This is a genomic window from Mycobacterium sp. MAC_080597_8934, from assembly GCF_000523975.1.
Classification (GTDB): Bacteria; Actinomycetota; Actinomycetes; order Mycobacteriales; family Mycobacteriaceae; genus Mycobacterium; species Mycobacterium avium.
Genome location: NZ_JAOS01000001.1, coordinates 287,545 through 314,393, shown reverse-complemented (window position 1 = coordinate 314,393; position 26,849 = coordinate 287,545). Strand labels below are relative to the sequence as shown.

The window sequence follows — 26,849 nt, the reverse complement described above, 5'->3', positions numbered from 1 at the left end:
CCCCTCGGGGTGAATATCGCTACCCCCGGTCTCGTTAGGGCTCGCTACGGGGTGTCGCGGCGGGCCAGCCTGGTCGGCTTCGCGTTGCGCCAGTCCTCGACGTCGGGCGGCAGGCCGACCGGATACCTGTTCTCGTTGTGCGCCGCCCAGTGCGCGTGACCCAGCTCGTGGATGTGGAACGCGTGCCGCAGCGCCTCCGTGAAGCCCATCGCGTCCGAGGCGGCGTTGACCGAGTCCTTGATCAGCAGGGCGGCCATAGTCGGCCGCTCGGCGATGCGGCGCGCGAATTCCAGTGTCTTGTCGGCCAATTCGTCGGCCGGGAACACCTTGGACACCATGCCCAGCCGGTAGGCCTCGTCGGCGTCCAGCGCATCACCGGTCAGCAGCAGCTCTTTGGCCTTGCGGGGGCCGAATTCCCAAGGGTGCGCGTAGTATTCGACGCCCGGCATGCCCATGCGGACGCCGACCACATCGCTGAACTTGGCGTTGTCGGCGGCCACGATCAGATCGCACGCCCAGATCAGCATCAGGCCGGCCGAGATCGCGTTGCCCTGCACCTGGGCGATGGTGATCTTGCGCAGATCGCGCCAGCGGCAAGTGTTTTGGAAGAAGTAGTGCCACTCCTGCAGGTAGGTCTTCTCCGCGATGGGATCGCGGGTGGCGCCGTTGAACCGGAAGGTCGGATGCTGGCCGGGCCCGGGCTGGCGTTCGGCGAGCGCCAGCTCCGAGCCCAGGTCGTGACCGGCGGAGAAGTTTTTGCCGCGCGCAGCCAGGATGACCACCCGAACGGCGTCATCGGCCTCGGCCCGCACGAACGCCTCGTCGAGCTGAACGAGCAACCCGCGGCTCTGCGCGTTGTGGGCGTCGGGCCGGTTGAGCCAGATGCGCGCGATGCGGCCCTCGTCGAGGGTTTCGTAGGTCACCAGCTCCTCGGCCGGCCGGGCGCCGGGCTGCGCCCCCGCTTGTTCGGAGAGAGTCATTGCGCCCACCTCGCTTGTCGTCGGCTCAGGATTGTTTACACATTACGGCCAGTGTGTAACCGGAACGCCCCGGGGTTGACGGTCAATCCGGCGGCCGCTGATCCAGCGGCCGCAGCCGATGGTCGCGGGTGAACACCAGCCGGACGATGCCGAGCGCGACGACCACCGTGGTGGCCGCGACCGAACCCAGGATCAAGAACATCACCACGGCCTGCACCAGCACCGCCTGCAGCGGCGGCACGCCGGCCAGGATGAGCCCGGTCATCGCGCCCGGCAGGAACACCAGGCCGGTGGCCTTGGTCGTCTCGATCTGCGGGGATATCGCCGACCGTAACGCGATCCGCAGGTAGGGGGAGGCGGCCTGGCCCGACGGCTGCCCCAGTGCCAGCCTGGCCTCGACCTCGTCGCGCTTGTCGCGCAGCTCGTCGACCAACCGCCGGGCCACCAGCACCATGGCGGTCATCGAATTGCCGATCATCATCCCCGCCACCGGCACCAGGGTGCGCCCCTGCAGCGGGAACACCCGCAGCCCAAAGAGCACCCCGAGCGTCACCACCGCGGCGGCGGCGAACGCCGCCACCGCCAGCGGGGCGAACCGCGGCACCTCGGGCGCCCGCCGCCGGGCCACGTCCCCGGCGTAGCCGACCATCCCCGCGACCCAGGCCCACGACCACCACAGCGACCGGCCCGGCTCGAACAGCAGCGTCAGCGCGCCGCCCACCAGCAGCAGCTGCACCAACGCGCGGGAGGCCGCCCACAGCAGCTGGCGCTCCAGGCCCAACCGCCGCCACAGCGAGATCGCGCCCGCGAACGCCACCAGGATCAGCGACGTCGCCAGGCCCAGCCAGCCGACCTGGCCGTTCATCGCGGCACCGCGCCGTCGTCGGGCCCGCTGCCGACCGGGCTGAGCCCCAGGCTGCGGCCGCGCTCCAGCCGCAGCACCCGGTCGGCCGCCCGCGTCACCTGCGCCGCGTCATGGGTCACCCACAGCGCCGGCGTGCCGTCGGCGGCCAGCTCCCGCACCGCCCGCTCGATGACTTCGGCCGCTTCGGCGTCGACGGCGGAGGTGGGTTCGTCCAGCAGCAACACCTGCGGGCGGGCCATCAGCGTGCGGGCCAGGCACACCCGCTGCGCCTCGCCGCCGGACAGGGCGAGCACGTCGCGGTCCAACCACGCACCGGTCAGCGCCACTCGGTCCAGCGTCTCGCGCATGCGCGCCTCGTCGGCGTCCGGGTCGGCCACCCGCAGGTTGTCCGCGACGGTGCCCGGGAACGGGGTCGGGCGCTGGAAACACATGCCGACCCGGCGCCGCAGCCACAGCGGGTCCAGCCCGGCGATGTCGGAGCCGTAGAAGGACACCCGCCCGCTCGTCGGCAGCTCCAGCCGGTTGCACAACCGCAGCAGGGTCGATTTGCCCGATCCCGACGGCCCGAACACCGCCGTCACCCCGCGCCCGGGAATCGCGGCGGTCAGCCCGTCCAGCGCCCGCAGCCCGCGCCGTTCGACGACGACGTCGACGAACTCGAACACCGGCTCCTCAGCGGTCACCCGCTCATCCTGCAACACCGCGGCGCCGGCCGACCGTGTCTTCGCGCGCGGCGCGGCGAATCCCTGCAAACCGGCGATAAATACGCTCGACGCCCGTTAGCTGGTGAGACACAGCTGCGGCCGCTCGCGCGCGTCGCTTACAGTTAAGTCATGCCTACGAAATCTGATCCGGGCGAAATCGGCGACGTCGAGCCGGTCGCCGACAGCACTGCGAGCCAGGCCAGGCGGGTCGTGGCGGCGTACGCCAACGACGCCGACGAGTGCCGGGTCTTCCTGTCCATGCTCGGTATTGGGCCGGCGAAGCTCGACACGTAAATGGCTCCCGGGGGAGGGCGAGGCTCGAAGACGGCCAGCTACGGCAATTCCGACTTCGTCGTGGTCGCCAACCGGCTGCCGGTGGATCAGGAGCGGCTTCCCGACGGCAGCACGGCCTGGAAGCGCAGCCCCGGCGGCTTGGTCACCGCCCTCGAACCGCTGCTGCGCCGCCAGCGCGGGGCATGGGTGGGCTGGCCCGGGATCGTCGACGAGGACGTCGACCACGAGGACGACCCGATCGTCCAGGACGACCTGGAGCTTCGGCCGGTCAAACTGAGCGCCGACGACGTCGCCGAATACTACGAGGGCTTCTCCAACGCCACGCTGTGGCCGCTGTATCACGACGTCATCGTCAAACCGATCTACCACCGCGAATGGTGGGACCGCTACGTCGCCGTGAACCGCCGCTTCGCCGAGGCCACCTCGCGCGCCGCCGCGCGCGGCGCGACCGTGTGGGTGCAGGACTACCAGCTGCAGCTGGTGCCGGCGATGCTGCGCGAACTGCGACCCGACCTGACCATCGGCTTCTTCCTGCACATCCCGTTCCCGCCGGTGGAGCTGTTCATGCAGCTGCCGTGGCGGACCGAGATCGTCAAGGGCCTGCTCGGCGCCGATTTGGTCGGGTTCCATCTGACCGGCGGCGCCCAGAATTTCCTGTTCCTGTCCCGGCGGTTGATCGGCGCCAACACCTCCCGCGGCGCGGTCGGGGTGCGGTCACGCTACGGCGAAGTGGAGCTGGAGTCCCGCGTGGTCCGGGTGGGCGCCTTCCCCATCTCCATCGACTCCACGGCGCTCGACCAGACGGCCCGGCACCGCGATATCCGGCGCCGCGCCCGCGAGATCCGGGCCGAGCTGGGCAACCCGCGCAAGGTGCTGCTGGGCGTCGACCGGCTGGACTACACCAAGGGCATCGACGTTCGGCTGAAAGCCTTTTCGGAGCTGCTGGCCGAGGGCCGCGCCAAGCGCGACGACACCGTGCTGGTGCAGCTGGCCACCCCGAGCCGGGAGCGGGTGGACAGTTATCAGCAGCTGCGCAACGACATCGAACGCCAGGTCGGCCACATCAACGGCGAGTACGGCGAGGTCGGGCATCCGGTGGTGCACTACCTGCACCGGCCGGTCCCCCGCAACGAACTCATCGCGTTCTTCGTGGCGGCCGACGTCATGCTGGTCACGCCGCTGCGCGACGGGATGAACCTGGTCGCCAAGGAGTACGTGGCCTGTCGCAGCGACCTCGGCGGGGCGCTGGTGCTGTCCGAATTCACCGGCGCCGCAGCCGAACTCCGGCAGGCGTATCTGGTCAACCCGCACGACCTGGAGGGCGTCAAGGACACCGTCGAGGCCGCGCTCAACCAATCGGTCGAGGAGGGCCGGCGCCGGATGCGGTCGTTGCGCCGCCAGGTGCTCGCGCACGACGTCGACCGCTGGGCGCGTTCGTTCCTCGACGCGCTCGCCGAGTCGGGGCCGCGAGACGGCTGATCGGGCGCTCTCGCCGGGGGGACCCATGGTGCCGGCCCGGCAACGCTGTGATACTCAGAGTCAGCGTCGAACGTGAAGGAGAGGCGGTTGCGATGAAGCTCCGTCACGGCCTGGCCGCAGGCGCCGCCGTCGTCATGGCAGTCGGCACCGGAATCGCGGTGCAATCCGGGCAGCCGGCCAAAGCCGTCGGCCCGCCGGCGGACGGCACCTACAACTACAACGAGGCCGGCGTTTCCGGGGTCACCTGGACCATCTCGGCGCTGTGCGATCAGCCGTCCGGGACCCGCAACATGAACGACTACTCCGACCCGATCGTCTTCGCGTTCAACTGCGCGCTGAACATCGTCAGTTCGACGCCCGAGCAGATCAGCGCCGCCGACAAGCTGCAGAACTTCAGCGGCCGCGCCCGGATGTCGAGCATGCTGTGGACGTTCAAGGTGCAAAAGGACAACGGGGTGTCCTGCCCGGGCGGGGGCACCGCGCCCACCACTGAGACCTACGCGTTCAGCGACGAGACCATGAGCGGCACCCACACCACGCTGCACGGCGCGGTGTGCGGGCTGCAGCCGGAGATGAAGAAGCAGCCGTTCTCGCTGCAGATGACCGGTCCGCCGCCCAGCCCGATCGAGCGATACCCGTTGTACTGCAACGGTATTGCGATGTGCTACTGAACCGGGGTTAGATCGGCGTGATGTAGGCGATCAGCCACTGCTTGCCGATCTTTTTGAAGTCCACCCGCAGCCGGCTGCCGTCGTAGAGCGGCTGGCGGGACTTGTCGGTCACCGTCCGGTTCATGTACACCATCACCGACGCCGAATCCCGTTGGGCGGACATGACTCCCACGCCGACGACGTTGGCCTGCACCACCACTTCGCGCTTCTTGGCCTCGGGGATGATCTGGTTGTTGACGCTCTTCTGGAACTCCGCGCGATAGTCCGGCGTCAACAACGGGTACGCGGCCGACAGGCTGCGCTCGACGGTCTGGTAGTCGTAGGCGAAGACCTCGGGGATCTCCTTGGCGGCCAGGCCGGGCAGCACCGCGCGCGCCGCCTGCTCACCGCGGGTCTGGACCCGGTCCCAATACATCGCGCCGGCCACCGCGGACAGCCCGACGAACGCCACGGCCAGCAGGTAACCCGCGACGACGAGCAGCCGGCGCCGCCATCGCATCAATTGCCCCCGTCTGGATACTTCAGGTCGTAGCCGGTCATCCGCCCGGCGTCGTCCTCGTGCACGATCACCCGCAACCGGTACGGCATGGACGGCTTGTTGACCCCGTCGATGTCGGCGACCGTGACCCGCACCGACACCAGCACCGACGCGTTATCGGTAACGGCGTCAACGCCTTCCAGGGCGGCGCCGTTGACGACGGCCTCCGACGTGGCGTTGGTGGAGCGGAACAGCCCCTTGAGGTTCTCGACGTTGTTGTTGGCGCTGAGCATGCCGCGCAGCGGCCCGCTGGTGCCGTTGACGAACCGGTTCACGCTCTCGTCGATGTTGTCCTGCTTGTAGCTGAACATGTTGACCACCGTCTGCGTGGCGGTGTCGACGAAACGCTGGTCGCGGGACTGTTTGGCCTGGGCGTCGCGCTGCTGGACAAACAGCACCGCCACCCCACCGGCCAGCGCCCCCACCGCCAACACGGCCGCCGCGAACGAGATCCACGCCACCAGCGTCCGGTGCGGCTGGCGCCGCGGCGGCGGCTTGAGCGACTTGAGCGTCTTGCCGGATTTGGCCGACGGTTTCGGGGCGGGCGCCGGTGCGGCCACCTCGGTCGCGACGGTCACGGCCTGGCTCGACTCGCTCTTGGCCGGGCCCGCCGCGCGGGAGGCGCGCCGACGAGCACGCGGCCTGCTCGTCGGTTGGTCGGCCGCGGCGGCGTCCGCCCCGGCAGGGTCCATTACCGGCTCCATCACATAGGCCTTGGATCACGCATCAGGTCCACCCAGTTCTCGGCGCCGGAGGTCCCGGTCGCGCCGGCCGCGAAGATACCAGTGCCACCGGCCGGATCGACAAACGCGCCGGTCTTCTCGTCATAGGTGGCGTACGCCGGGCCGCTGGCCTGCGGCTGCCCGGCGGGCGGCGGCCCCCACGGCTTCTCCGGCCCGGACCCGCCGGCGGCGGATTGATGCCCTCCGGCGGCGCCGGCGGCGGCAGCCACTTGGGGTACGGCAGCTGGGGCGGCACCGGCGGTACCCCCGGCGGCTGCCACGAGGTGAACGGCGGCGGCGGCCCGTTGTCGTTGGGGGGCGGCGGGGCGTAGGCCGGCTGCTTGTTGGGCAGCGGCCCCGGCCCGGGCACCACCCCCGGCGGCGGCGGCCCGACGATCGGCGTGCCGGGGTCGGGCTCCGCGTCCGGCGGGATGTACGGGAACTTGTTGGGCGGCAACACGTTCAGCCCGTTGGTGACCGGGGTGTCATAGGGCACCGGCGGGCCGCGCCACGGGTTGCGCCCGATCGGCACATAGCCCTTCGGGTCGCGGCACAGTTGCACCGTGGGGGCGCGTTTGCCGGGGAATTCCTGGCAGGGGTAGTTGCGCGCGCCGCGCACGGTGCTCGGATCGTTCTGCGCGGTCTTGCAGTACATGTCCTTGGGCAGCTCGCGCACCGTCTCGTCGGCGGGGGTGCGCATCAACGGCGGCGGCAGGAACCCGACGGCGCACGGCGGCGGGTCGTTGAGGTCGAGCTTGAAGTCCAGCTTGGCGCCCTCGTCCTGCGGCCCGCCGCCGGCCGCGGTGGTGATCGCGGCGAACAGCGCCGGCAGCACGACCAGCAGCTGCTCGATCGACTTGTGGTAGATGACGCCCACCCGGCCCAGGTTGGCCAGGCTGGCGGCCAGCGCCGGGAAGGAGGGACGGATGCCGGAGAACGCGGTGCTGGCCTCGTCGGTGGCGGCGGGCGCGGTCGCCAGGGTGTCGCGCAGTTGCGGATCGGCTTGCCGCACTTCGGAAGTGAACCGGGCCAGCCCGTCGGACAGCGACTTGATGTCGGCGCCGGCGCGGATCTGGGCCTCCAGGAACGGGCCGGCCTGATCGATCAACTGCGACACCTGCGGATAGTTGGCGTTGGCCTCATCCACCAGCAGCCGGGCCGACTCGAACAGCCGGGCCAGCTCGGGGCCCGAGCCGTTGGCCGCGATGAACGTCTCGTGCAGCAGCTCCCGCAGCCGGGTGTCGCCCAGGCTGTTGACCAGCGTCTCGGACCGCCGCAACAGCTCGGCCACATCCTGGCCGATCCGGGTGTTCTGCCGCTCGATGCGAGATCCGTTGCGCAGCTTGGTCGATGCCGGCGCGCTCGGGGGCACCAGGTCGATGTACTGCTCGCCCACCGCCGACACGCTCTTGACGGTGGCGGTGACGTTCGACGGGATGGCCGTCTCGCTGTTGAGCCGCATCTGCGCGATCACGCCGTTGGGGCTCAGCCCCACCGACTCGACCCGGCCCACGGCCACGCCGCGGTAGGTGACGTTGGCGTTCTTGTACAGGCCGCCGCCGGCCACGAAATCGGCGCTCACACCGTAGGTTCCGATGCCGAACGTGGCGGGCAGCCGCAGGTAGAAGACCGCCATGACGGTCAGCGTGATGACCGTGATGACGGCGAAGATCGCCAGCTGGATCTTGGTCAGTCTGTCATGCATTGCGTCCGCCCCTTACTGTCCCGAAGCCGTGCCGGGCGGGATCTTGAACGGGTCGGCCGCCTGTCCGGACAGGTTGGCCATCTCGCCGACCAGGAAGTCGGGCGGATTGAGGATCTCGTTCATGTGGGCCATGTTCGGGTCGAAATACGCCGTGGTAAAGAAGGTTTCGCCGAGCCGGCGCAAGGTGAGGTCGAAGGTGGTGAACACGTTGAGGTAGTCGCCGCGCACCGCCTGCTTGATGCCGAAGTTGGGGAACGGGAAGGTCAGCAACAACTGCAGCGAGGTGACGAAATTGCGGCGGTTGTCGTTGAGGGCCTTGACGGCGGCGTACAGGTCCTTGAGGTCGGCGGCGAAGTCCACCTTGGTCTTGGCCAGGATGTGCGAGGTGACGTCGGCCAGTTTGTGCAGCGCGCTGAACGCCTCGACGATGTGGTCCCGGTTCTTGTTGAGCACCCGGATCGCCTCGGGCAGCGTGTCCAGCGCCCGCCCCAGGTTGTCCTTGTCGCGGGCCAGGCTCGCCGAGAACCGGTTCAATCCGTCGACCGCGTCGATGATGTCGTTCACCTGACGGTTGAGCCCCGAGGTCAGCTCGGCCAGCCTGGGCACCAGGTCGACGAACTGGTCCTGGCGGCCCGCGACGGCCCGGTAGGTCTCGTCGGTGATCTCTTCCAGCGCACCGACATTGCCCTTGTTCACCACGACACCGAGCGCCGAGAGCACCTCTTCGGTGGTGGGGTAGCGACCGGTGTTGGCCTCGGCGATCTTCGACCCGTCGGTCAGCCGGCCGACGGCCGGCCTGTCCTTGGGGCGGTTCAGGTCGATGTGCATCGAGCCGAGCAGCGAGGTCTGGGCGACCGTCGCGGTCGAGTTGGCCGGCAGCACCACGTTCTTGTCCAGCGCCAATTTCACTGCCGCATAGAACGATCCGTCCGAGCGCTGTTCGGCCGAAATGCCGGCGACGCTGCCGACGGTGACGTCGTCCACCATCACCGGGGAGTTCTGCGGCAGCGTCGCCACGTCCGGCAGTTCGACGGTGATCGAGTAGGCGCCGCTGCCGTGACCGGCGGTGCCGGGCATCGCCAGCGAGTTCAGCCCGCCGAACTGGCAGCCGGCCAGCAGCATGCTGCCCGTCGCCAATCCGCCGGCGCGCAACCACATTCGGCTCATCCGCCACCGCCCAAGTCGGCGCCCAGCCCGCCGGGCGCCTGGCCCGGGGGCGGGCCGGGCCGAGGCCGAACGCGCTGCCCGGGGCGGGCCCCGGGGCGGGGCGGCGCCGGCCGGCGCCGGACCGGATTGCGGGGCCGTCGGCACTAGCAGGGCCTGCAGGTCCGCCGGGTTCTGCGCGGCCGGCGGGGTCTGGGCGCCCTTGGCGGGAATCCAGGTCAGCTGCGGCACCGGGGTCGCCGACTTGGCCTGGGTCTCCGGGGTGTCGTAGATGATCTGCCCCTTGTAGGCGGTGATCGTGTTGAGCGGGTGGAACATCAGCGGCGGATAGTTCACCGTGAGCCGGCGCAGCACCGGCCCCAGCCGCTCGCGGCACAGTTCGGCGCGCTTGTAGTAGTCCGGCGCCCGGGGGCCCCCGGCCGTCTCGAAGGACCCACCGCAGATGAACTGAACCGGGTTGGCGAATTCCGGGATGGACAGCAGCCCGTTGAGCGTGCCCTGCGCGGGGTCGTAGATGTTGTAGAAGTTGGCGATACCCGGACCCGCGACGTGCAGCACCTGCTCGATGTTGTCGCTCTGGTCGCTGAGCGTCTTGGCGAAGTCGTTGAGGTTGTTGACCGTATCGACGATGGTCGAGTTGTTCTCGTGCAGGAACCCGCGGATGTCCGACAGCGCCTTGTTGAGGGTGCCCAGGGTGGTGTCCAGGTGCCGCGAGCTGTCGGCGAGCACCTGCGACACCGAGGCGACGTTGCCGGCGAACTGGACGATCTGTTCGTTGCTGGACGACAGCGCGTTGACCAGTATCTGCAGGTTCTTCACCGTGCCGAAGATGTCGCCGCGCGAATCCCCAAGCCGCCCAGCGGCTTGCGAGAGTTCACGCAGTGCGCTGTGGAACGACTCGCCCTTGCCGTCGAAGGTGTCCGCGGCCTGGTTGATCGCCGCGCCCAACGGTCCCTGCATAGATCCGGCCGTCGGTCCGAGTTGGACGGCCAGCTGAGTCAGCGACTGTTTGACCTCGTCCCACTCCACCGGGACGGCGGTGCGGTCCAGGCCGATGCTGGCGCCGTCGGCCAGCACCGGCCCCCCGGTGTAGGCCGGCGTCAACTGAATGAACCTGGCCGCCACCAGGTTTGGCGACATGATGATGGCCTTGGCGTCCTTGGGCACCTTGACGTCCTGGGACACCGACATGGTGATCTTGACGTCGGTGGGCCGCGGGTCGATCGTGTCGATGGTGCCGACCGGGACGCCGAGGACGCGAACCTGGTCGCCGGGATACAACCCGACCGCCGAGGTGAAGTAGCCGACGATCTTGCGGGTTTTCGCTTGCGACGTCAGCACATACACGCCACCCACCAACACCGCGACCAGCGCGATGATGGTGGTGTAGCGCAGCCCCCTGCTGCCGGCCAACCGCTGCATCATGGTGACTTCGGCCTGATGATCCAGCGTTCCTGAATCAGGCCGCGCAGGTAGTCGGCCAGGCTGGCCGGCATCTTGCCCGGCTGATAGAAGAAGTCGAACATCGTCGCCAGCAGCGGCGCCGGGATGACGCCGTAGACGTTCACGTTGAACCCGGGGCCCGAGCCGACCACCTCGCCCAGCTCGGTGGCGTAGGTGGGCAGCCGCTTGAGGGCCTCGGTGATGTAGTCGCGTCGCTCGTTGAGGTTGGCCAGCACGTCGTTGAGCTTGTTCAGCGCCGGGCCGAATTCCTTGCGGTTGTCGGCGACGAAGCCCGAGATCTGCGCCGACAGGCCCTGAATCCCCGAGATCAGCCGGCCGAGGGCGGCCCGCCGCTCGTCGAGCGCGGCGAACAACTCGTTGCCGTCGTCGACCAGCTTGTTGACCTGTTCGGCGCGCTGGGACAGCACACCGGTGACCGACTTCGCGTGCGCCAGCAGGCTTTGCAGCGCCTCGTCGCGGCGGTCCAGGGTGCGCGACAGCGAGGTCACACCGTCCAGCGCACCGCGCAGCTCCGGGGTGGCGTCGTGCAGGGTGTCGGTCAGCACGTGCAGCGCCTGCTCGAACTGGGGCTTGTTCAGGTTGCTGGCGTTGGATCCCAAGTCCTCGAGCGCACCGGCCAGCGTGTAGGGCGTCGTGGTCCGGCTCAGCGGGATGGTGGTGGCCTTGCCGCCGCCGGCCGGGGTCACCGCGATGGAGCGTTCGCCGAGGATGGTGTCGGTGCGGATGGCGGCCAGCGACTGGTCGCCGACGGCCACGTGCCGGTCGACGCTGAAGCTGATCTTGGCGCTGTCGCCGGCCAGGCCGACGTCGGTCACCTTGCCGACCTTGAGGCCCGAAACGTACACGGCGTTACCGGGATTGATGCCGCCGGCGTCGGTGAAGTAGGCGTCGTAGATCTTGCCCTGCGGCCAGAACGGCAATCCGGCGTAACCGAACGCGATGAGCACGACGCACACCACCAGCACCACACCGAAGATGCCGGTGCGCAGTGGATCGCGCTCACGCGGTGCGTTACTTGACAAAAGCGCACCTCCCCTTGCTGGGATCCACCTGGCCGCCGAGCGGCAGCAGGATGTCGCTACCGGCCGGGCCGTTGATCTTGATCGTCACGGAACAGAAGTAGATGTTGAAGAACGAACCATAGGCGCCGAGTGCGGCCAGCCGCAGATAGTCCTCGCCCAGCTGCTCGACGTCGTTGTTCACCTCGGCCTTGCGGTTGTCCAGCTCGGTGGCCAGCGGGCGGGTGTTCTCCAGTACGCCCTGCAGCGGCCGGCGCGAATTCTGCAGCAGCTCAGTCAGATCCGTCGTCGTCGAGGCCAACGGCGGGATGGCTCCCGCAATGTCGTCCTTGTGCTTGGCCAGCCCGGTGATCAACTGCTGCAACTGGTCGACGCTGGCCGAGAACTGTGCGCTGCGCTGGTCGACGGTGGTCAGCACCGTGTTGAGGTTGTTGATCACGTCACCGATGAGCTGATCGCGCTGACCCAGCGCCGAGGTGAACGCGCTGGTGTCGGCCAGCACGTTGGACAACGCCCCGCCCTGGCCCTGCAGCAGCTGGATGACCGCGCTGCTGATGGTGTTGACCTTGTCGGCGTCCAGGCCCTTGAGCACCGGCCGCAGTCCGCCCAGCAACGCGTCGAGATCCAGTGCGGGCTGGGTGTGCTGGCTGTTGATGGTCCCGCCCGCCGGCAGCTTGCGCAGCTCGCCGGGGCCCGACGTGATCTCCAGATACCGGTCGCCGACCAGGTTTTCGTAGCGGATCACCGCGCGGGTGGACGAATACAGGGTGTAGCGCTTGTCCACCCCGAAGGTCACGTCGATGGTGTTGTCCCGGTTGAGCTTCACGGCCTCCACCGCACCGACCGGTACACCGGCGATGCGCACCTTCTGGCCGGCCTTCAACCGGGACACGTCGACAAACGTTGCGTGGTAAGTGCTTTCGGGGCCGAACCGGAAGTCGCCGAAGACCACCACCAGTCCGGCCGACACCAACAGCATGGCCGCCGCGAAGATGCTGACCTTGATCACCATCGAGCGATGCGAGGGCATTCCGGAGCCGGCCATCAGAAGTCGTCCCGTTCCGCGAAGGCGCCGTGGAACAAGAACTGCAGCGTGGAGGGCGCGTCGACCTGCAGTTCGGTGAACGGCTCGTACGGGATGTTGGCGTTGTCGGTGACCAGGAACGGCGCCCGGTAGAACGAGCCGCCGGTCTGCTTGGTCGGGATGTCCGGCAGCCCACGGCAGTTCGGCCCGCCGGAGGCGTTGACGATCGGCAGCGATTCGGGATAGGTGTACGACGGCGCGCCCAGCACGAAGCTGGACGAGGTGAACAGGCCCGCCTTGCGGACGCCGAGCAGCGGGGCGAATTCCTTGATGCCGCGCTCGATGCCGGCGAACAGGCAGCCGAATTCCGGTGAATAGTCGGCGGCCACCTTCAGCGGGGCGCGCACCCGGTTGATGGTGTCGATGAAGTCCTGCTCGGCCGGGGCCAACGTGTCATAGGCGTTGTTCGCCAGGCCGATGGTGGCCAGCAGCGTGGTGTCGAGGTTCTTCTGCTGGTCCACCACGGTCTTGTTGATCGTGGGCAGGTTGTCGAAGACGGTGTTCAGGTCCGGCGCGGCGTCGGCGTAGACGTTGCTGACGACCGCGGTCTTGCGGAAGTCCTCCTGCAACGCCGGCAGCTTCGGATTCGCTTGGCGGGTCAGCGTATTCAGCCCCGACAGGATGCCGCCCAGGTCGTCACCGTGGCCGCGCAGGCCTTCGGAGAACGCGCTCAGCGTTCCGTTGAGTTCGACCGGGTCGATCTTGTGCAGCAGGTCGATCAGCGACTGGAACAAGGTGTTGACCTCCAGCTGCACCGAGGTGGCCGCGACGTGGGCGTCGGGGCGCAGGGAGGTCGGCGAAGGTGTTTGCGGCGGAATGAATTCCACCGCCTTGGCGCCGAAGATGGTGTTGCCGGCGATGTGCACGGTGGCGTTGGACGGGATGAAATGCATGTCCTTGCTGTTGATGCCCAGCGTCAGCCGCGCCTGGTCGCCGGAGTACTCGATGGCCTCGACCTTGCCGATCTGGATGCCGCGGTATTTGACCTTGGCGCCCTGCTCCATCACCAGCCCGGCGCGGGGCGCGGACACGGTGACGGTGTCGGATCGGCGCGAAGGCCGCCGTGTACGAAAGATAGGTCAGCACAGCGAAAGCCACCATCAGGCCGGCCAGCACTGCTGCGGCCAGCCGGACGGTGGTGCGTCGCGCTCCTGTGTCTGCCATGTCCCTTGTTAAGCGGTTCTCTTATCCGGAGAGGTTGAAGTTACCCGATGCCCCGTAGACGGCGAGCGAGATGAACAAAGTGATGACGACCACGACGATCAGCGAGGTGCGCACGGCCTGGCCGACGGCGATGCCCACGCCGACCGGGCCGCCGTGCGCGTTGTAGCCGTAATAGGTGTGCACCAGCATGACCGCGATGGACATCACGATGGCCTGCAGGAACGACCACAGCAGGTCCGAGGGGATCAGGAAGGTGTTGAAGTAGTGGTCATAGAGGCCCTTTGACTGCCCGTTGATGTAGACGGTGGTGAAGCGGGCGGCGAAGAACGCGGCCAGCACCGACAGCGAGTACAGCGGAACGATCGCGATCAAGCCGGCGATCAGCCGGGTGGAGACCAGGTAGGACACCGAGTGCACCGCCATGCACTCGACGGCGTCGATCTCCTCGGAGACCCGCATCGCCCCCAACTGCGCGGTGGCGCCGGCGCCGATGGTGGCCGCCAGCGCGATGCCGGCGATCACCGGCGCGACCACCCGCACGTTGAGGAAGGCCGACAAGAACCCGGTCAGCGCCTCGATGCCGATGTTGCCCAGCGACGAATACCCCTGCACGGCGATCACCCCGCCCGAGGCCAGGGTCAAAAAGGCCGCCACCCCCACCGTGCCGCCGATCATCACCAAAGCGCCTGCGCCCATGGTCATCTCGGCGATCAGCCGGATCGTCTCCTTGCGGTACCGGGTGAGCGCGTTGGGCACGTAGCGCATGGTCTGCCCGTAGAACAGCGCCTGCTCACCGAAGTCGTCGACCGGTTCCTGCAGCCGCGAGAACCACCGCCGAAATCGCAGCGTGGCGTCATAACTCATGGCGTGCCCACCCGTCCCATCACTTCGCCGAGATTCGCACGCCGATGGCGGTCATCACCACATTGATCACGAACAGACAAATGAACGCATAGACAACGGTCTCGTTGACCGCGTTGCCCACCCCCTTGGGCCCGCCCTTGACGGTCAGCCCGCGATAACAGCCCACCATCCCGGCCATCACCCCGAACAGCAGTGCCTTGACCTCGGCCAGCACCAATTCACGCAGACCGGTCAGCACCGTCAGCCCGTTGATGAACGCACCCGGGTTGACGCCCTGCAGAAAGACCGAGAACACATACCCACCGGAAAGCCCGATGGCACAGACCAATCCGTTGAGCAGCAACGCCACCACCGTCGACGCCAGCACCCGGGGCACCACCAGCCGGTGGATCGGGTCGATGCCCAGCACCCGCATCGCGTCGATCTCCTCGCGGATGGTGCGCGCACCCAGATCCGCGCAGATCGCCGTCGCACCCGCGCCGGCCACCACCAGCACCGTCACCACCGGACCCAGCTGGGTGATGGTGCCGAACGCCGTGCCGGCCCCCGAGAGGTCCGCCGCGCCGATCTCGCGCAGCAGGATGTTCAAGGTGAACGCCACCAACACCGTGAACGGGATCGACACCAACAGCGTGGGCACCAGCGACACCCGGGCGATCATCCACGTCTGATCCAAGAACTCGCCGAACTGGAACGGCCGGCGAAACGCCGCCCGGCCGGTATCGATCATCATTTCGAAGAAACCGCCGACGGCGCGGGCGGGGACCGCAAGTTGTTCGATCAACTTGAGATTCCCCCCTCGATAGGTCTCGGCGAAGTCTATGGCTGGCCTTTGCGTCGTTTAGGTTCGCACCCGGGCCGGTGTGAGCCGGATCATATTAACTCAGAACAAGTTCACCATGTCAATGAACAGCATTTCTTTATCCCAACCGTTAATTCAGCAGGTCAGACGCACTTGTCACGTGTCAAACTGACACACGTTCTACCTGCTGATTTCCCCCCGCCGATTAGCTGCCCCCAGCTATTGCTCCATCAGTGCGCTCGCCGAAAAATTGTGCTCGGGATCACGTCCAGCAAAGTAACCCTGCAACGTCGCGCTGAGTTCGGCGGGGTCCCACGCGGGGCCTTCCGCGCTGAATTTGTGCTCGGCGGTCGGCGCAGCGACAAGTGTCACCTGTGGACCGTAGACGATGAACACCTGCCCGTTCACTTCGGCGGCGGCCGGCGACGACAGGAACGTGACCAGGTTGACCACATGCTCGGGCGACAGCGGGTCGACCCCGCCGGCCGGGACCTCGGGCGCATCGCCGAACACGTCGGCCGTCATCGCGGTGCGCGCCCGGGGGCAGATCGCGTTGGCGCACACGCCGTAGCGGCCCAGCGCGCGGGCGGCCGTCAGGGTCAGCGAGATGATGCCGGCCTTGGCGGCGCCGTAGTTCGCCTGCCCGACCGGGCCGACCAGGCCGGCCTCCGACGCGGTGTTGACGATGCGGCCGAAGATCCGGCCGCCGGCCTCCTTGGCCCTCAAGCGCCAGTAGGCGGCGGCGTTGCGGGTCAGCAGGAAGTGGCCGCGCAGGTGCACGGCGATGACCAGGTCCCACTCCTCGTCGGACATGTTGAACAGCATCCGGTCGCGGGTGATGCCGGCGTTGTTCACCACGATGTCCAGCCCGCCCAGCCCGTCGGCCTGAGCAACCAATTCGTCGGCGGTGGCGCGTTCGCTGATGTCGCCGGCCACCGCGACGGCCTTGGAGCCGGCGGCGTTGATCTCGTCGATGACGTCGGAGGCGTCCAGCGCGGTGGCGATGTCGTTGACGACGACGGTCGCGCCCAGGCGTGCCAGCCCGAGCGCCTCGGCGCGTCCCAGCCCCGCGGCCGCACCGGTGACCACCGCGACCTTTCCGGACAGATCGGTCGCGTTCGTGCTGCTAGTCAATTTATGAATACCTCTAGTTTCTGTGTTCCGCCCGGTTCAGTCGCCGCGCGACAGCGCCGCGCGCGGGCATTCGGCGATCGCCTGCTCGGCCAACTGCTCCTGATCGGCGGGAATCGGGTCCAGCTTCACCACGGCGTAGTCCTCGTCGTCGAGGTCGAAGATATCTGGGGCAATTCCCAAGCACACTGCGTTACCTTCGCACCGGTCACGGTCCACGATCACCCGCACAGCACCCTCCTTGAACCTGGCCTTCGAACTGAGGACACGCCTCGTCAGTATGTAGGTCCACCATAGGACCCCGACACCTCTGGGGAAACGGTCGCTGGATTCCCAGACTAGAACGTGTTACAACCGGGAAGACGAACGGGTAGCCGTTGGTCGAGCCGCACCACGCGACGTGGCTTGTCACTCCGAACGACGTTGACCTCAAGGACGGCCGAAATGCGCATCAGTTATACCCCGGAGCAGGAGGACCTGCGTCGCGAGCTGAGGTCGTACTTCACCAAGCTGATGACGCCCCAGCGCCGCGAGGCGCTGAGCTCGACGCAGGGCGAATACGGGGTCGGCAACGTCTACCGCGAAACCGTCGCCCAGATGGGCAAGGACGGCTGGCTGACCCTGAACTGGCCCAAGGAGTACGGCGGCCAGGACCGCTCCCCGATGGACTCGCTGATCTTCACCGACGAGGCCGCCATCGCCGGCGCGCCGGTGCCGTTCCTGACGATCAACAGCGTGGCGCCGACGATCATGGCGTTCGGCACCGACGAGCAGAAGAAGTACTTCCTGCCCAAGATCGCCGCGGGCGAGCTGCACTTCTCCATCGGCTACTCCGAACCGGGCGCCGGCACCGACCTGGCCAACCTGCGCACCACCGCGGTGCGCGACGGCGACGACTATGTGATCAACGGCCAGAAGATGTGGACCAGCCTGATCGCCTACGCCGACTGGGTGTGGCTGGCGGTGCGCACCAACCCCGAGGCCAAGAAGCACCGCGGCATCTCGATGCTGGTGGTGCCCACCACCGCGGAGGGTTTCTCCTGGACGCCGGTGCACACCATGGCCGGCCCGGACACCAGCGCCACCTATTACTCCGACGTGCGGGTGCCGGTGACCAACCTGGTCGGCGAGGAGAACGGCGGCTGGAAGCTGGTGACCAACCAGCTCAACCACGAGCGCGTCGCGCTGGTCTCGCCGGCGCCGATCTATTTGGCGCTGCGCGAGGTGCGGGAATGGGCGCAGAACACCAAGGACGCCCGCGGCGCCCGGCTCATCGACTCCGAGTGGGTGCAGATCAACCTGGCCCGGGTGCACGCCAAGGCCGAGGTGCTCAAGCTGATCAACTGGGAGCTGGCCTCCTCCGACGGCCACGCCCTGGGGCCGGCCGACGCCTCGGCGGCCAAGGTGTACGGCACCGAGCTGGCCACCGAGGCCTACCGGCTGCTGATGGAGGTGCTGGGCACCGCGGCCACCGTCCGTCAGGACTCGCCCGGCGCCCTGCTGCGCGGCCGGGTGGAGCGGATGCACCGGGCGTGTTTGATCCTGACCTTCGGCGGCGGCACCAACGAGGTGCAGCGCGACATCATCGGCATGGTCGCGCTGGGACTGCCCCGCAACCGCTGAGCCGCATCTGCAGACAAGGACGGACGTTCATGGACTTCACCACCACCGAAGCGGCGCACGATCTCGGCAACCTGGTCGACACCATCGTGTACTCGGTCTGCACACCCGAACACCAACGCGAGCTCGACGGCCTCGAACAGCGCTTCGACCGCGACCTGTGGGCCAAGCTGATCGACGCCGGCATCCTGTCCAGCGCGTCGGCGACATCGCTGGGCGGCGACGGCTTCGGCGCGCTCGAGCAGATCGCGATCCTGGTGGCACTGGGTCACCAGCTGGCCGCGGTGCCCTACCTGGAGTCGGTGGTGCTGGGCGCCGGGGCGCTGGCCCGGTTCGGCACCGAGGAGCTGCAGCAGGGCTGGGGCGTGCCGGCGGTCAGCGGCGAAAAGACGCTGACCGTCGCCCTCGACCCGGAGATGGGCGAGGGACCGGTGCAGGCGGTCAGCGCCGGCGCCGGCTACCGGCTGACCGGCACCCGCACCCAGGTCGGCTTCGGCCCCGTCGCCGACGCCTTCCTGGTTCCCGCCGAAACCGATTCCGGCACAGCGGTTTTCCTGGTTGCCGCCGACGACCCGGGCGTCACGGTGACCGCGCTGGAGACCACCGGCCTGGGCAGCGTCGGGCATCTGGTGCTGGACGGGACCCAGGTGGACGGCACCCGCCAGGTCGGAGGCGCCGAGGTCGCGGCCTGGCTGGGCACGCTGGGCACCTTGGGGCGGGCCGCTTTCCAGCTCGGGGTGCTCGAGCGCGGCCTGCAGATGACGGCCGAATACGCCCGCACCCGTGAGCAATTCGACCGCCCGATCGGCAGCTTCCAGGCGGTGTCGCAGCGGCTGGCCGACGGCTACATCGACGTCAAGGGCTTGCGCCTGACGCTCACCCAGGCCGCCTGGCGGGTCTCGGAGGACCTGCCGGCCGAGGTCGACGTCGCCACCGCGGCGTTCTGGGCCGCCGACGCCGGGCATCGGGTGGCGCACACCATCGTGCACGTACACGGCGGCGTCGGCGTCGACACCGATCACCCGGTGCACCGCTACTTCCTGGCCGCCAAACAGGCCGAGTTCGCGCTGGGCGGCGCCACCGGGCAGCTGCGCCGGATCGGCCGCGAGCTGGCGGAGACGCCCGCCTAGGCGCAATGGAACTCAGCGACGATCTGACGGTCACCGAACTGCTGGTGCCGCTGACCGAGATCGACGATCGGGGTGTCTACTTCGAGGACTCGTTCACCAGCTGGCGCGATCACCTGCAGCACGGTGCCGCGATCGCCGCGGCGTTGCGGGCGCGGCTCGACCCGGCCCGCCCGCCGCACGTCGGCGTGCTCCTGGAGAACACCCCGTTCTTCTCGGCGGTGCTGGTGGCGGCCGGAATGTCGGGGATCGTGCCGGTGGGGCTCAACCCGGTGCGCCGCGGCGATGCGCTGCGGCGCGACATCGCCAGGGCCGACTGCCAACTGGTGCTGGCCGACGCGAATTCGGCTGGGACGCTGGGCGATATCGAGCACCTGAACGTCGACTCCGCCGCATGGGCCGACGAGGTGGCCGCGCACCGCGGCGCCCCGATCGTTTTTCAATCCGCCTCGCCGGCCGACCTGTTCATGCTGATCTTCACCTCGGGCACCAGCGGCGAGCCGAAGGCGGTCAAGTGCAGCCACGGCAAGGTCGCCATCGCCGGCGTGACCATGACGCAGCGCTTCGGCCTGGGCCGCGACGACGTCTGCTACGTGTCGATGCCGCTGTTCCATTCCAACGCGGTGCTGGTCGGCTGGGCGGTGCCCGCGGCCTGCCAGGGCTCAATGGCGTTGCGGCGCAAGTTCAGTGCCTCGGGATTTTTGCCGGACGTGCGCCGCTACGGGGCCACCTACGCGAACTACGTGGGCAAGCCGCTGTCCTACGTGCTGGCCACGCCGGAGCGGCCCGACGACGCCGAGAACCCGCTGCGCGCGGTGTACGGCAACGAGGGCGTGCCCGCCGACATCGAGCGCTTCGCCCGCCGGTTCGGGTGCGTCGTGCAGGACGGGTTCGGCTCCACCGAGGGCGGTGTGGCCATCGCCCGCACCCCCGACACGCCGCCCGGTTCGCTGGGCCCGTTGCCGGCGGGTATCGACATCGTCGATCCCGATACCGGCGCGTCCTGCCCCCCGGGGGTGGTCGGCGAGCTGGTGAACACCGCCGGGCCGGGGCGTTTCGAGGGCTACTACAACGACGAGGCCGCCGAGGCCGAGCGGATGGCCGGCGGGGTGTACCACAGCGGCGATCTCGCCTACCGCGACGAGGCCGGCTACGCGTATTTCGCTGGGCGCCTTGGTGATTGGATGCGGGTCGACGGCGAAAACCTGGGGGCCGCACCGATCGAGCGGGTGCTGCTGCGCCATCCCGACGTCACCGAGGTGGCGGTGTACCCGGTGCCGGACCCGACGGTCGGCGACCAGGTGATGGCCGCGCTGGTGCTCGCACCGGGCGCCGAGTTCGACGACGAGAAGTTCCGCGCCTTCCTGGCCGAACAACCCGACCTGGGGCCCAAGCAGTGGCCGTCGTACGTGCGGATCAGCACCGAACTCCCGCGGACGGTCACCTTCAAGGTGCTCAAGCGGCAGTTGGCCGCCCAGGGCGTCGACTGCGGTGACCCGGTGTGGAAGATCGGCCGCTGACGCGGCGGCGCCGAATACGCTTCGGCCGCAACGAGAAAGGGCTCGGACGGATGACGAAGGTGCACAAGCTCATCGCCGGTTCGCTACTGGTCGGGTCGCTGGCCGGCGGCCTCGGGCCGGGCGCCGGCCGCGCCGCGGCCGACCCGCCCCGCCGCCTCCGATGCCGCCGCCCCGCCGCTGGTATGGGCGCCGCCGACGCCGGAATCCGAACCGCCGGAAGCTCCTCCCGCCGCCGAGCTCCCGCCGCCGCCGTCGGGCTAGCGGTCGCCGGCGGCCGCACTGTGCGACACTGCATGAACGTGCCGCCGACACGAGGAGACGCGATGGTTGCTGCGCCGGCCCCATGCTCCGGCGGCATCGTCACGCGAGCCGACACCGGAAGCGGCGCATGACTTCACGTCCTCTCGAACTGGCGCTCGAGGCCAGCTTCGACCAGCTTGCCGCGACGGTGCCGGCGAAGGTCGGGGTGGCCGTCGCCCGCCCGGACCGCACGTTCTCCCTGGGCAGCTGGTGGTCGGGGGTGGCGTGGTCGACGATCAAGGTGCCGCTGGCGATCGCGGCCCTGCGCAAGGACTGGCTGGGTGCCCGCGAATTGGCCACCAAGGCCGTCACCGAATCCGACAACCGCGCCTCCGAGCAGTTGTGGTCGCAACTGGGCGAACCGGCCGAGGCGGCGCGGCAGGTCCAGGCCGTGGTGGCCGAGGGCGGCGACACCGCGACGGTGGTGGAGTCCCGCCGGCTTCGCCGTGGCTTCACCGCTTTCGGTCAGACCCAGTGGAGCCTGCAGCGCCAGGCGCGGTTCGCCGCGGAGCTGTCGACCATCCCGGACGCGGCCGAGGTGATCGACATGATGCAGCGCCTCAGCCCTACCCAGCGGTGGGGGCTGGCCGCCAAAGGGCTTGCCGCCAAGGGGGGTTGGGGCCCCGGCGGCCGCGGTGAATACCTGGTCCGGCAGTTCGGCGTCGTCCCCACCCCGACGGGAAACTGGGGGGTGGCGCTGGCGGCGGATACCCACGACGGCGTGTTCGAGACCGGGGTCGACGTGCTCGACACGTTGACCGACTGGCTGCTCAGCCGGCTACCCAGCCTAGCCCGCTATTGAGGGCACCACGGCATCGATCAGGTGCGGCCCCGGTTCGGCGAGGGCGGCGCGCAGCGCGTCGGCGAATTCCTCCGCGGTGCTGACCCGCCGGGCCGGCACGCCCATGCCTTCGCTGATCTTCACGAAATCCATTGCGGGATCCGACAAATCGAGCAGGGAAAGCGCTTCGGGCCCGGGGGCCGATCCGGCGCCGACGCGTTGCAGCTCGATGCGCAGGATGTCGTAGGCACTGTTGTCGTACAGCACGGTGGTCACGTTGAGGTTCTCCCGGGCCTGGGTCCACAATCCCGAGATCGTGTACATCGCCGAGCCGTCGGATTCCAGGCAGAGCACCGGACGATCCGGGGCGGCGACGGCGGCACCGACCGCGGCCGGAATGCCGTAGCCGATCGCCCCGCCGGTCAGGGTCAGCCAGTCGTGCGCCGGCGCGCCGGCGGTCGCCTGTGCCAGCAGCACGCCGGAGGTGTTCGACTCGTCGACGACGATCGCCCGTTCCGGCAGCAGCGCCCCGATCACGTCGGCCGCCGATGCCGACGTCAGCGGGCCCGTCGGCAAGGCCGGGCGCGACGCCGCCGCCACCGGCGCCGGCGTCCCGGGCGCGAGCTGATCCGCCAAGGCGCTCAACGCATCCGCCGCGCCGGTGTGCCCGGCGAGCACGTGCACCTCGCAACCGGCGGGCACCAGATCGCTCGGCATGCCCGGGTAGGCGAAGAACGACACCGGCGACTTGGCGCCGGCCAACACCAGATGCTTGGAGCCGTCCAGCTGGGCGGCGGCGGCTTCGGCGAAATAGGCGAGCCGCTCGACGGCGGGGATGCCGGCGCCGCGCTCCATCCGGGTGGGGAAGGTTTCGCACAGCACCCGGGCGCCGGTGGCCGCGGCGATCCGGGCGGCCGCGGCCAGCCCGGCGCGGCGGGTAGCGTCGCCGCCCACCAGGATCACCGTCGGCTCCCCCGAGCGCAGTACCTCGACCACCTCCGGCGCCAGCAGCGGGTCGGCACCCGCCGGCCGCGCGTCCATGGTGGAGAACAGCTGCGCGCCGTCGGACCAGGACACGTCGGCGGGCAGGATCAGCGTGGAGATCTGCGATCCCCACCGGCTGGCGGCGATGCCCTCGACGGCGTCGGCCGAAACCTGGGAGGCGTCGCTGGTCCGGCGCACCCATCCCGAGACGCTGCCGGCGAGCGCGTCGATGTCGGATTCCAGTGGGGCGTCGTACTTTTTGTGGTAGGTGGCGTGATCGCCGACGACCACCACCATCGGCACCCGCGCGCGGCGGGCGTTGTGCAGGTTGGCCAGCCCGTTGCCCAACCCGGGGCCCAGATGCAGCAGCACCGCGGCCGGCCGATCGGCGATGCGGGCGTACCCGTCGGCCGCGCCGGTGGCCACGCCCTCGAACAGCGCCAGCACGCCGCGCATCCGCGGAACGCTGTCCAGCGCCGCGACGAAGTGCATTTCCGACGTGCCCGGGTTGGCGAAACACACGTCGACGCCGCCGTCGACCAGGGTCCGGATCAGCGCCTGAGCACCGTTCACGTGGCTGCCTCCAGTCTGAACACCCGCTCGGCGTTGCCGTGCAGGAAATCCCGCCGGGCCTCGTCGGACAGCCCGAGTCCGTCCAGTCCCGCCAGCGCGTGCTCGGCGGTGATCATCGGATAGTTGGTGCCGAACAACACTTTTCGCTGCCCGGTCCCGGTTTTCATGAACCTGACGAGTTCGTCCGGCAACCGCTCGATGGTGTAGGCCGAGGTGTCGATGTAGACGTTCTCGTGCTTGCGGGCCACCGCGACCATCTCCTCGGTCCACGGGTAGCCGACGTGGCCGCAGACGATCACCAGCTCCGGGAAGTCCAGGGCCACCTGGTCGATGTAGGGAATCGGGCGGCCGGTCTCCGACGGCCGCAGCGGGCCGGTGTGCCCGACCTGGGTGCAGAACGGCACTCCGGCCTCCACGCACGCGGCGAACAGCGGGTAGTAGCGGCGATCGGTGGGCGGGGCGTTCCACAGCCACGGCACCACCCGCAGGCCGACGAATCCGCCGTCGGCGATCCGGCGTCGCAGCTCGCGGACGGCTTCCATCGGGCGGTCCAGGTCGACGGCGGCCAGGCCGGCGAACCGATTCGGGTGCGCGGCGACCCATTGCGCCACCTCGTCGTTGGACACCAGATCCTGCCCGTTGGGACCGCGCCAGGCGCTGAGCAGCCCGTAGCGCACGCCGGCGGCGTCCATCGACGCCAGGGTCGCCTCGATGGGGATGTCGGTGTCGGGGATCGACCCGCCGGTCCAGCGCCGCAGCGAGGCCAGCATGTCGCTGCGCAGGAACCTGACGGTGGGATGCTGCATCCACACATCGATCGTCATGCGACCCGACTCTAGACCGGGGTCATGCGGCCAGCGCGGCGCGGGCCGCGGCGTCCGTCTGGCCCGCGTAGCCGCCGCCGAACAGCACCACGTGCGCCAGCAGCGGATAGAGCTGGTGCAGCCCAATCCGGTTGCGCCAGCCCGGTTTCAGCGCTCGCACCTGTTGGTAGCCGGCCAGCACGGCGTCGTAGTGCGGGCAGCCGAACAGCGCCAGCATCGCCAGGTCGGTTTCGCGGTGCCCGCCGTGCGCGGCCGGGTCGATCAACACCACGCCGTCGGGCGTCCACATCACGTTGCCGCTCCACAGGTCGCCGTGCAGCCGGGCGGGACCGTCGTCGTCGTCGAAGTCACCGGCCCGGCAGCGGGCCGCCACGGCGCCGATCGCGTCGCGGGTGGAGGCCGCCAGCCTCGGCGCGGCGCGCTCGGCCATCGGCACCAGCCGCTCCTCGGCGTAGAAGCTGCCCCAATGCCGGTGCCGCCGCAGCGACATCGGCAACGGCTGCGACAGCGGCCCGAAGTATCCCGGCCCGTCCCATCCGTCGGGGCCCGCCCCGAACGCGGCCGCGCCGGCGTCATGCGTGACGGCCAGCCGGCGGCCGAACTCGTGCGCCGCGTCCCGGCCGGCGGGCACCGACTGCAGCCGGCGCAGGGTCAGGCTGGTCGCGTCGACCGCCACCACCCGGGCGCAGGGCACGCCGCCGTCGACGCTCGACAGCCAGCGCAACCCGGCGGCCTCCCACCCGAAGAAGCCCTCGGGGGGCCGGGGGTGCTGCTTGACGAAATCGGTCACCCAGCCGGATCAGGCGGAGACGTGGGCGGCGTGCACGTCATCGGCCGGGCGGGCCTCGGTCTGCTCCTTGGCCCAGCGGTAGTCGGGCTTGCCCGCCGGCGACCGCTTCACCTCATCGACCAGCCAAAGACTACGCGGCACTTTGTATCCCGCGATCTCCGAACGCACGAAGCGGTCCAACTCGGCCAGCGACGGCCGGGTCCCCGGCCGGGGCTGCACCACGGCGGCCACATGCTGGCCGTACCGGGGATCGGGCACGCCGACCACCAGCGCGTCGAACACGTCGGGATGCCCCTTGAGCGCGCCCTCGACCTCTTCGGGGTAGATCTTCTCGCCGCCGCTGTTGATCGACACCGAGCCGCGGCCCAGCATGGTGACCGTGCCGTCCTCCTCGACCAGTGCGTAGTCGCCGGGGATGGCGTAGCGCACGCCGTTGAACGTCTTGAACGTCTCGGCGGTCTTCTTCTCGTCCTTGTAGTAGCCGACCGGGATGTTGCCCTTCTTGGCGATCAGCCCGCGCACACCGGAGCCCGGCTTGACCTCGTTGCCCTCCTCGTCGAGCACCACGGTGCGGTGGTCGATCGTCACCCGCGGCCCGCCGGCGTGCGGCGCGTCCTTGGAGACGATGCTGGTGCCGCCGAACCCGGTCTCCGAGGAGCCGATCGAGTCGGTGATGACCCGGTTGGGCAGCAACTCGAGCAGGCGCTCCTTGATGCTCGGCGAGAACAGGGCCGCGGTGCTGGCCAGCAGGAACAACGACGACAGGTCGTAGTCGTGGTCCTTGTTCAACGCGTCCAGCAGCGGGCGGGCCATCGCGTCGCCGGTGAAGAACAGCAGGTTGACCTTGTGCTCGTGGATGGTGCGCCACACCTCGTCGGCGTTGAATTCCGGTGCCAGCACCGTGGTTTGGCCGGAGAAGATCGACATCCAGGTGGCCGACTGGGTGGCGCCGTGGATCATCGGCGGAATCGGGTAGCGGATCATCGGCGGATTTTCGGCGGCGGCCTTGGCCAAGTCGTACTCGTCCTTGACGAATTCGCCTGTGGCGAAGTCGGTTCCGCCGAACAGCACCCGGTAGATGTCCTCGTGGCGCCACATCACGCCCTTCGGGAACCCGGTGGTGCCGCCGGTGTAGAGCAGGTAGATGTCGTCGGCGCTGCGCGGGCCGAAATCCCGCTCGGGCGAGCCCTTTTCCAGCGCCGAGTAGAACTCGACGCCGCCGTAGCGCTGGTAGTCCTTGTCGCTGCCGTCCTCGACGACCAGGATGGTCTTGACGTTGGGGGTGTCGGGCAGCACGTTGGCCACCCGGTCGGAGTACTGGCGCTCGTGGACCAGCGCCACCATGTCGGAGTTGTCGAACAGGTAGCGCAGCTCGCCCTCGACGTAGCGGTAGTTGACGTTGACCAGGATGGCGCCCGCCTTGACGATGCCGAGCATGGCAATGACGATCTCGTTGCGGTTGCGGCAGTACAGCCCGACCTTGTCGTCCTTCTTCACCCCCTGGTCGAGCAGGTAGTGGGCGAGGCGGTTGGCCTTCTCCTCCAGCTCGGCATAGGTCAGCTTCTCGTCGCCGCAGATCAGGGCGACACGGTCGGGCACAGCGTCGATGGCGTGCTCTGCAAGATCGGCAATATTCAGGGCCACGGCCACCAAATTAGAACGTGTTACATTTCGAGGCAA

The 26,849-nt window shown here is 69.0% G+C and carries 23 protein-coding genes and 3 pseudogenes; 7 read left to right on the top strand and 19 right to left on the bottom strand.

Annotated elements, in window-relative coordinates:
- Positions 1 to 44: 44 nt before the first annotated feature.
- The 3 genes from NF20_RS01560 to NF20_RS01550 all read right to left on the bottom strand — a co-directional run bounded on the left by NF20_RS01560 (position 45) and on the right by NF20_RS01550 (position 2,597).
- Positions 45 to 980, bottom strand: a complete 936-nt coding sequence (locus tag NF20_RS01560) for an enoyl-CoA hydratase (protein ID WP_003875736.1) — start codon at positions 978 to 980, stop codon at positions 45 to 47.
- 82 nt (positions 981 to 1,062) lie between these two features.
- Positions 1,063 to 1,845, bottom strand: a complete 783-nt coding sequence (locus NF20_RS01555; RefSeq protein ID WP_003875735.1) for an ABC transporter permease — start codon at positions 1,843 to 1,845, stop codon at positions 1,063 to 1,065.
- The gene (locus NF20_RS01550; protein ID WP_081759490.1) at positions 1,842 to 2,597 is read right to left on the bottom strand and encodes a phosphate ABC transporter ATP-binding protein; all 756 of its coding nucleotides are present in this window, start codon (positions 2,595 to 2,597) and stop codon (positions 1,842 to 1,844) included. Before NF20_RS01550 ends, NF20_RS01555 begins: the two co-directional genes overlap by 4 nt.
- A gap of 81 nt (positions 2,598 to 2,678) precedes the next feature.
- Between NF20_RS01550 and NF20_RS27035 the strand changes: the two genes are divergently transcribed.
- The 3 genes from NF20_RS27035 (at position 2,679) to NF20_RS01540 (ending at position 4,993) form a co-directional block, all read left to right on the top strand.
- Complete coding sequence (locus NF20_RS27035; protein ID WP_003875733.1) at positions 2,679 to 2,843, top strand: hypothetical protein; 165 nt, start codon at positions 2,679 to 2,681, stop codon at positions 2,841 to 2,843.
- Entirely contained in the window at positions 2,844 to 4,322 is a 1,479-nt protein-coding gene (locus tag NF20_RS01545; RefSeq protein ID WP_009974848.1) for an alpha,alpha-trehalose-phosphate synthase (UDP-forming), read from the top strand. It begins immediately after the preceding gene.
- A 92-nt stretch (positions 4,323 to 4,414) separates the two neighbouring features.
- Positions 4,415 to 4,993: a hypothetical protein gene (locus tag NF20_RS01540; protein ID WP_003877164.1), complete on the top strand. Its 579-nt coding sequence runs from the start codon at positions 4,415 to 4,417 to the stop codon at positions 4,991 to 4,993.
- A gap of 7 nt (positions 4,994 to 5,000) precedes the next feature.
- Here NF20_RS01540 and NF20_RS01535 read toward each other — a convergent pair whose 3' ends face one another.
- The 12 genes and pseudogenes from NF20_RS01535 to NF20_RS01480 all read right to left on the bottom strand — a co-directional run bounded on the left by NF20_RS01535 (position 5,001) and on the right by NF20_RS01480 (position 16,881).
- Positions 5,001 to 5,492: a hypothetical protein gene (locus NF20_RS01535; RefSeq protein WP_003875730.1), complete on the bottom strand. Its 492-nt coding sequence runs from the start codon at positions 5,490 to 5,492 to the stop codon at positions 5,001 to 5,003.
- Entirely contained in the window at positions 5,492 to 6,223 is a 732-nt protein-coding gene (locus tag NF20_RS01530; protein ID WP_019733175.1) for a hypothetical protein, read from the bottom strand. Before NF20_RS01530 ends, NF20_RS01535 begins: the two co-directional genes overlap by 1 nt.
- Before the next feature lie 11 nt (positions 6,224 to 6,234).
- Positions 6,235 to 7,958 (bottom strand): annotated as a pseudogene (locus NF20_RS01525) (virulence factor Mce family protein).
- A 12-nt stretch (positions 7,959 to 7,970) separates the two neighbouring features.
- Positions 7,971 to 9,125: an MCE family protein gene (locus NF20_RS01520; RefSeq protein WP_009974841.1), complete on the bottom strand. Its 1,155-nt coding sequence runs from the start codon at positions 9,123 to 9,125 to the stop codon at positions 7,971 to 7,973.
- Between the two features lie 84 nt (positions 9,126 to 9,209).
- Positions 9,210 to 10,547 (bottom strand): annotated as a pseudogene (locus tag NF20_RS01515) (virulence factor Mce family protein); the annotation flags it as partial.
- The gene (locus tag NF20_RS01510) at positions 10,544 to 11,608 is read right to left on the bottom strand and encodes a virulence factor Mce family protein (protein ID WP_003875722.1); all 1,065 of its coding nucleotides are present in this window, start codon (positions 11,606 to 11,608) and stop codon (positions 10,544 to 10,546) included. The pseudogene NF20_RS01515 and the gene NF20_RS01510, both read right to left, overlap by 4 nt.
- On the bottom strand, positions 11,598 to 12,650 hold the full coding sequence (locus NF20_RS01505; protein ID WP_011723688.1) for a virulence factor Mce family protein: 1,053 nt from the start codon (positions 12,648 to 12,650) through the stop codon (positions 11,598 to 11,600). The genes NF20_RS01510 and NF20_RS01505 overlap by 11 nt, the downstream gene beginning before the upstream one ends.
- Positions 12,650 to 13,853, bottom strand: a pseudogene (locus NF20_RS01500) (virulence factor Mce family protein). Before NF20_RS01500 ends, NF20_RS01505 begins: the two are co-directional and overlap by 1 nt.
- A 21-nt stretch (positions 13,854 to 13,874) precedes the next feature.
- A complete protein-coding gene (locus NF20_RS01495) occupies positions 13,875 to 14,717 on the bottom strand; it encodes an MlaE family ABC transporter permease (RefSeq protein WP_003875719.1) in 843 nt (280 codons plus the stop codon).
- A 19-nt stretch (positions 14,718 to 14,736) separates the two neighbouring features.
- Positions 14,737 to 15,501 (bottom strand): MlaE family ABC transporter permease, encoded by a 765-nt coding sequence (locus NF20_RS01490; protein WP_003875718.1) that lies wholly within the window; start codon positions 15,499 to 15,501, stop codon positions 14,737 to 14,739.
- 237 nt (positions 15,502 to 15,738) lie between these two features.
- A complete protein-coding gene (locus tag NF20_RS01485) occupies positions 15,739 to 16,653 on the bottom strand; it encodes a 3-oxoacyl-ACP reductase (protein WP_033713070.1) in 915 nt (304 codons plus the stop codon).
- Between the two features lie 36 nt (positions 16,654 to 16,689).
- Positions 16,690 to 16,881 carry a ferredoxin gene (locus NF20_RS01480; protein WP_003877155.1) on the bottom strand — a complete coding sequence of 64 codons (192 nt, stop codon included), beginning with the start codon at positions 16,879 to 16,881 and terminating at the stop codon, positions 16,690 to 16,692.
- Positions 16,882 to 17,094: 213 nt separating this feature from the next.
- On the opposite strand from NF20_RS01480, the gene NF20_RS01475 reads away from it, so the two are divergent.
- From NF20_RS01475 to NF20_RS01460, 4 genes are all read left to right on the top strand, one after another.
- Positions 17,095 to 18,273, top strand: a complete 1,179-nt coding sequence (locus tag NF20_RS01475) for an acyl-CoA dehydrogenase (protein ID WP_023871427.1) — start codon at positions 17,095 to 17,097, stop codon at positions 18,271 to 18,273.
- A 29-nt stretch (positions 18,274 to 18,302) separates the two neighbouring features.
- On the top strand, positions 18,303 to 19,400 hold the full coding sequence (locus tag NF20_RS01470; protein ID WP_023864163.1) for an acyl-CoA dehydrogenase family protein: 1,098 nt from the start codon (positions 18,303 to 18,305) through the stop codon (positions 19,398 to 19,400).
- A 5-nt stretch (positions 19,401 to 19,405) separates the two neighbouring features.
- A complete protein-coding gene (fadD17, locus tag NF20_RS01465) occupies positions 19,406 to 20,917 on the top strand; it encodes a long-chain-fatty-acid--CoA ligase FadD17 (RefSeq protein WP_019732613.1) in 1,512 nt (503 codons plus the stop codon).
- 388 nt (positions 20,918 to 21,305) lie between these two features.
- A complete protein-coding gene (locus NF20_RS01460; protein WP_009974825.1) occupies positions 21,306 to 22,019 on the top strand; it encodes a serine hydrolase in 714 nt (237 codons plus the stop codon).
- Here NF20_RS01460 and NF20_RS01455 read toward each other — a convergent pair.
- The 4 genes from NF20_RS01455 to NF20_RS01440 are packed head-to-tail and all read right to left on the bottom strand — an operon-like array spanning position 22,005 to position 26,819.
- Positions 22,005 to 23,555: an acetolactate synthase large subunit gene (locus NF20_RS01455; RefSeq protein ID WP_023869803.1), complete on the bottom strand. Its 1,551-nt coding sequence runs from the start codon at positions 23,553 to 23,555 to the stop codon at positions 22,005 to 22,007. The genes NF20_RS01460 and NF20_RS01455 overlap by 15 nt on opposite strands.
- Complete coding sequence (locus NF20_RS01450; RefSeq protein WP_023864166.1) at positions 23,552 to 24,379, bottom strand: amidohydrolase family protein; 828 nt, start codon at positions 24,377 to 24,379, stop codon at positions 23,552 to 23,554. Before NF20_RS01450 ends, NF20_RS01455 begins: the two co-directional genes overlap by 4 nt.
- A gap of 22 nt (positions 24,380 to 24,401) precedes the next feature.
- Positions 24,402 to 25,169, bottom strand: a complete 768-nt coding sequence (locus NF20_RS01445) for a fructosamine kinase family protein (protein ID WP_009974821.1) — start codon at positions 25,167 to 25,169, stop codon at positions 24,402 to 24,404.
- Between the two features lie 9 nt (positions 25,170 to 25,178).
- Positions 25,179 to 26,819, bottom strand: a complete 1,641-nt coding sequence (locus NF20_RS01440; RefSeq protein ID WP_033713106.1) for an acyl-CoA synthetase — start codon at positions 26,817 to 26,819, stop codon at positions 25,179 to 25,181.
- Positions 26,820 to 26,849 lie beyond the last annotated feature (30 nt).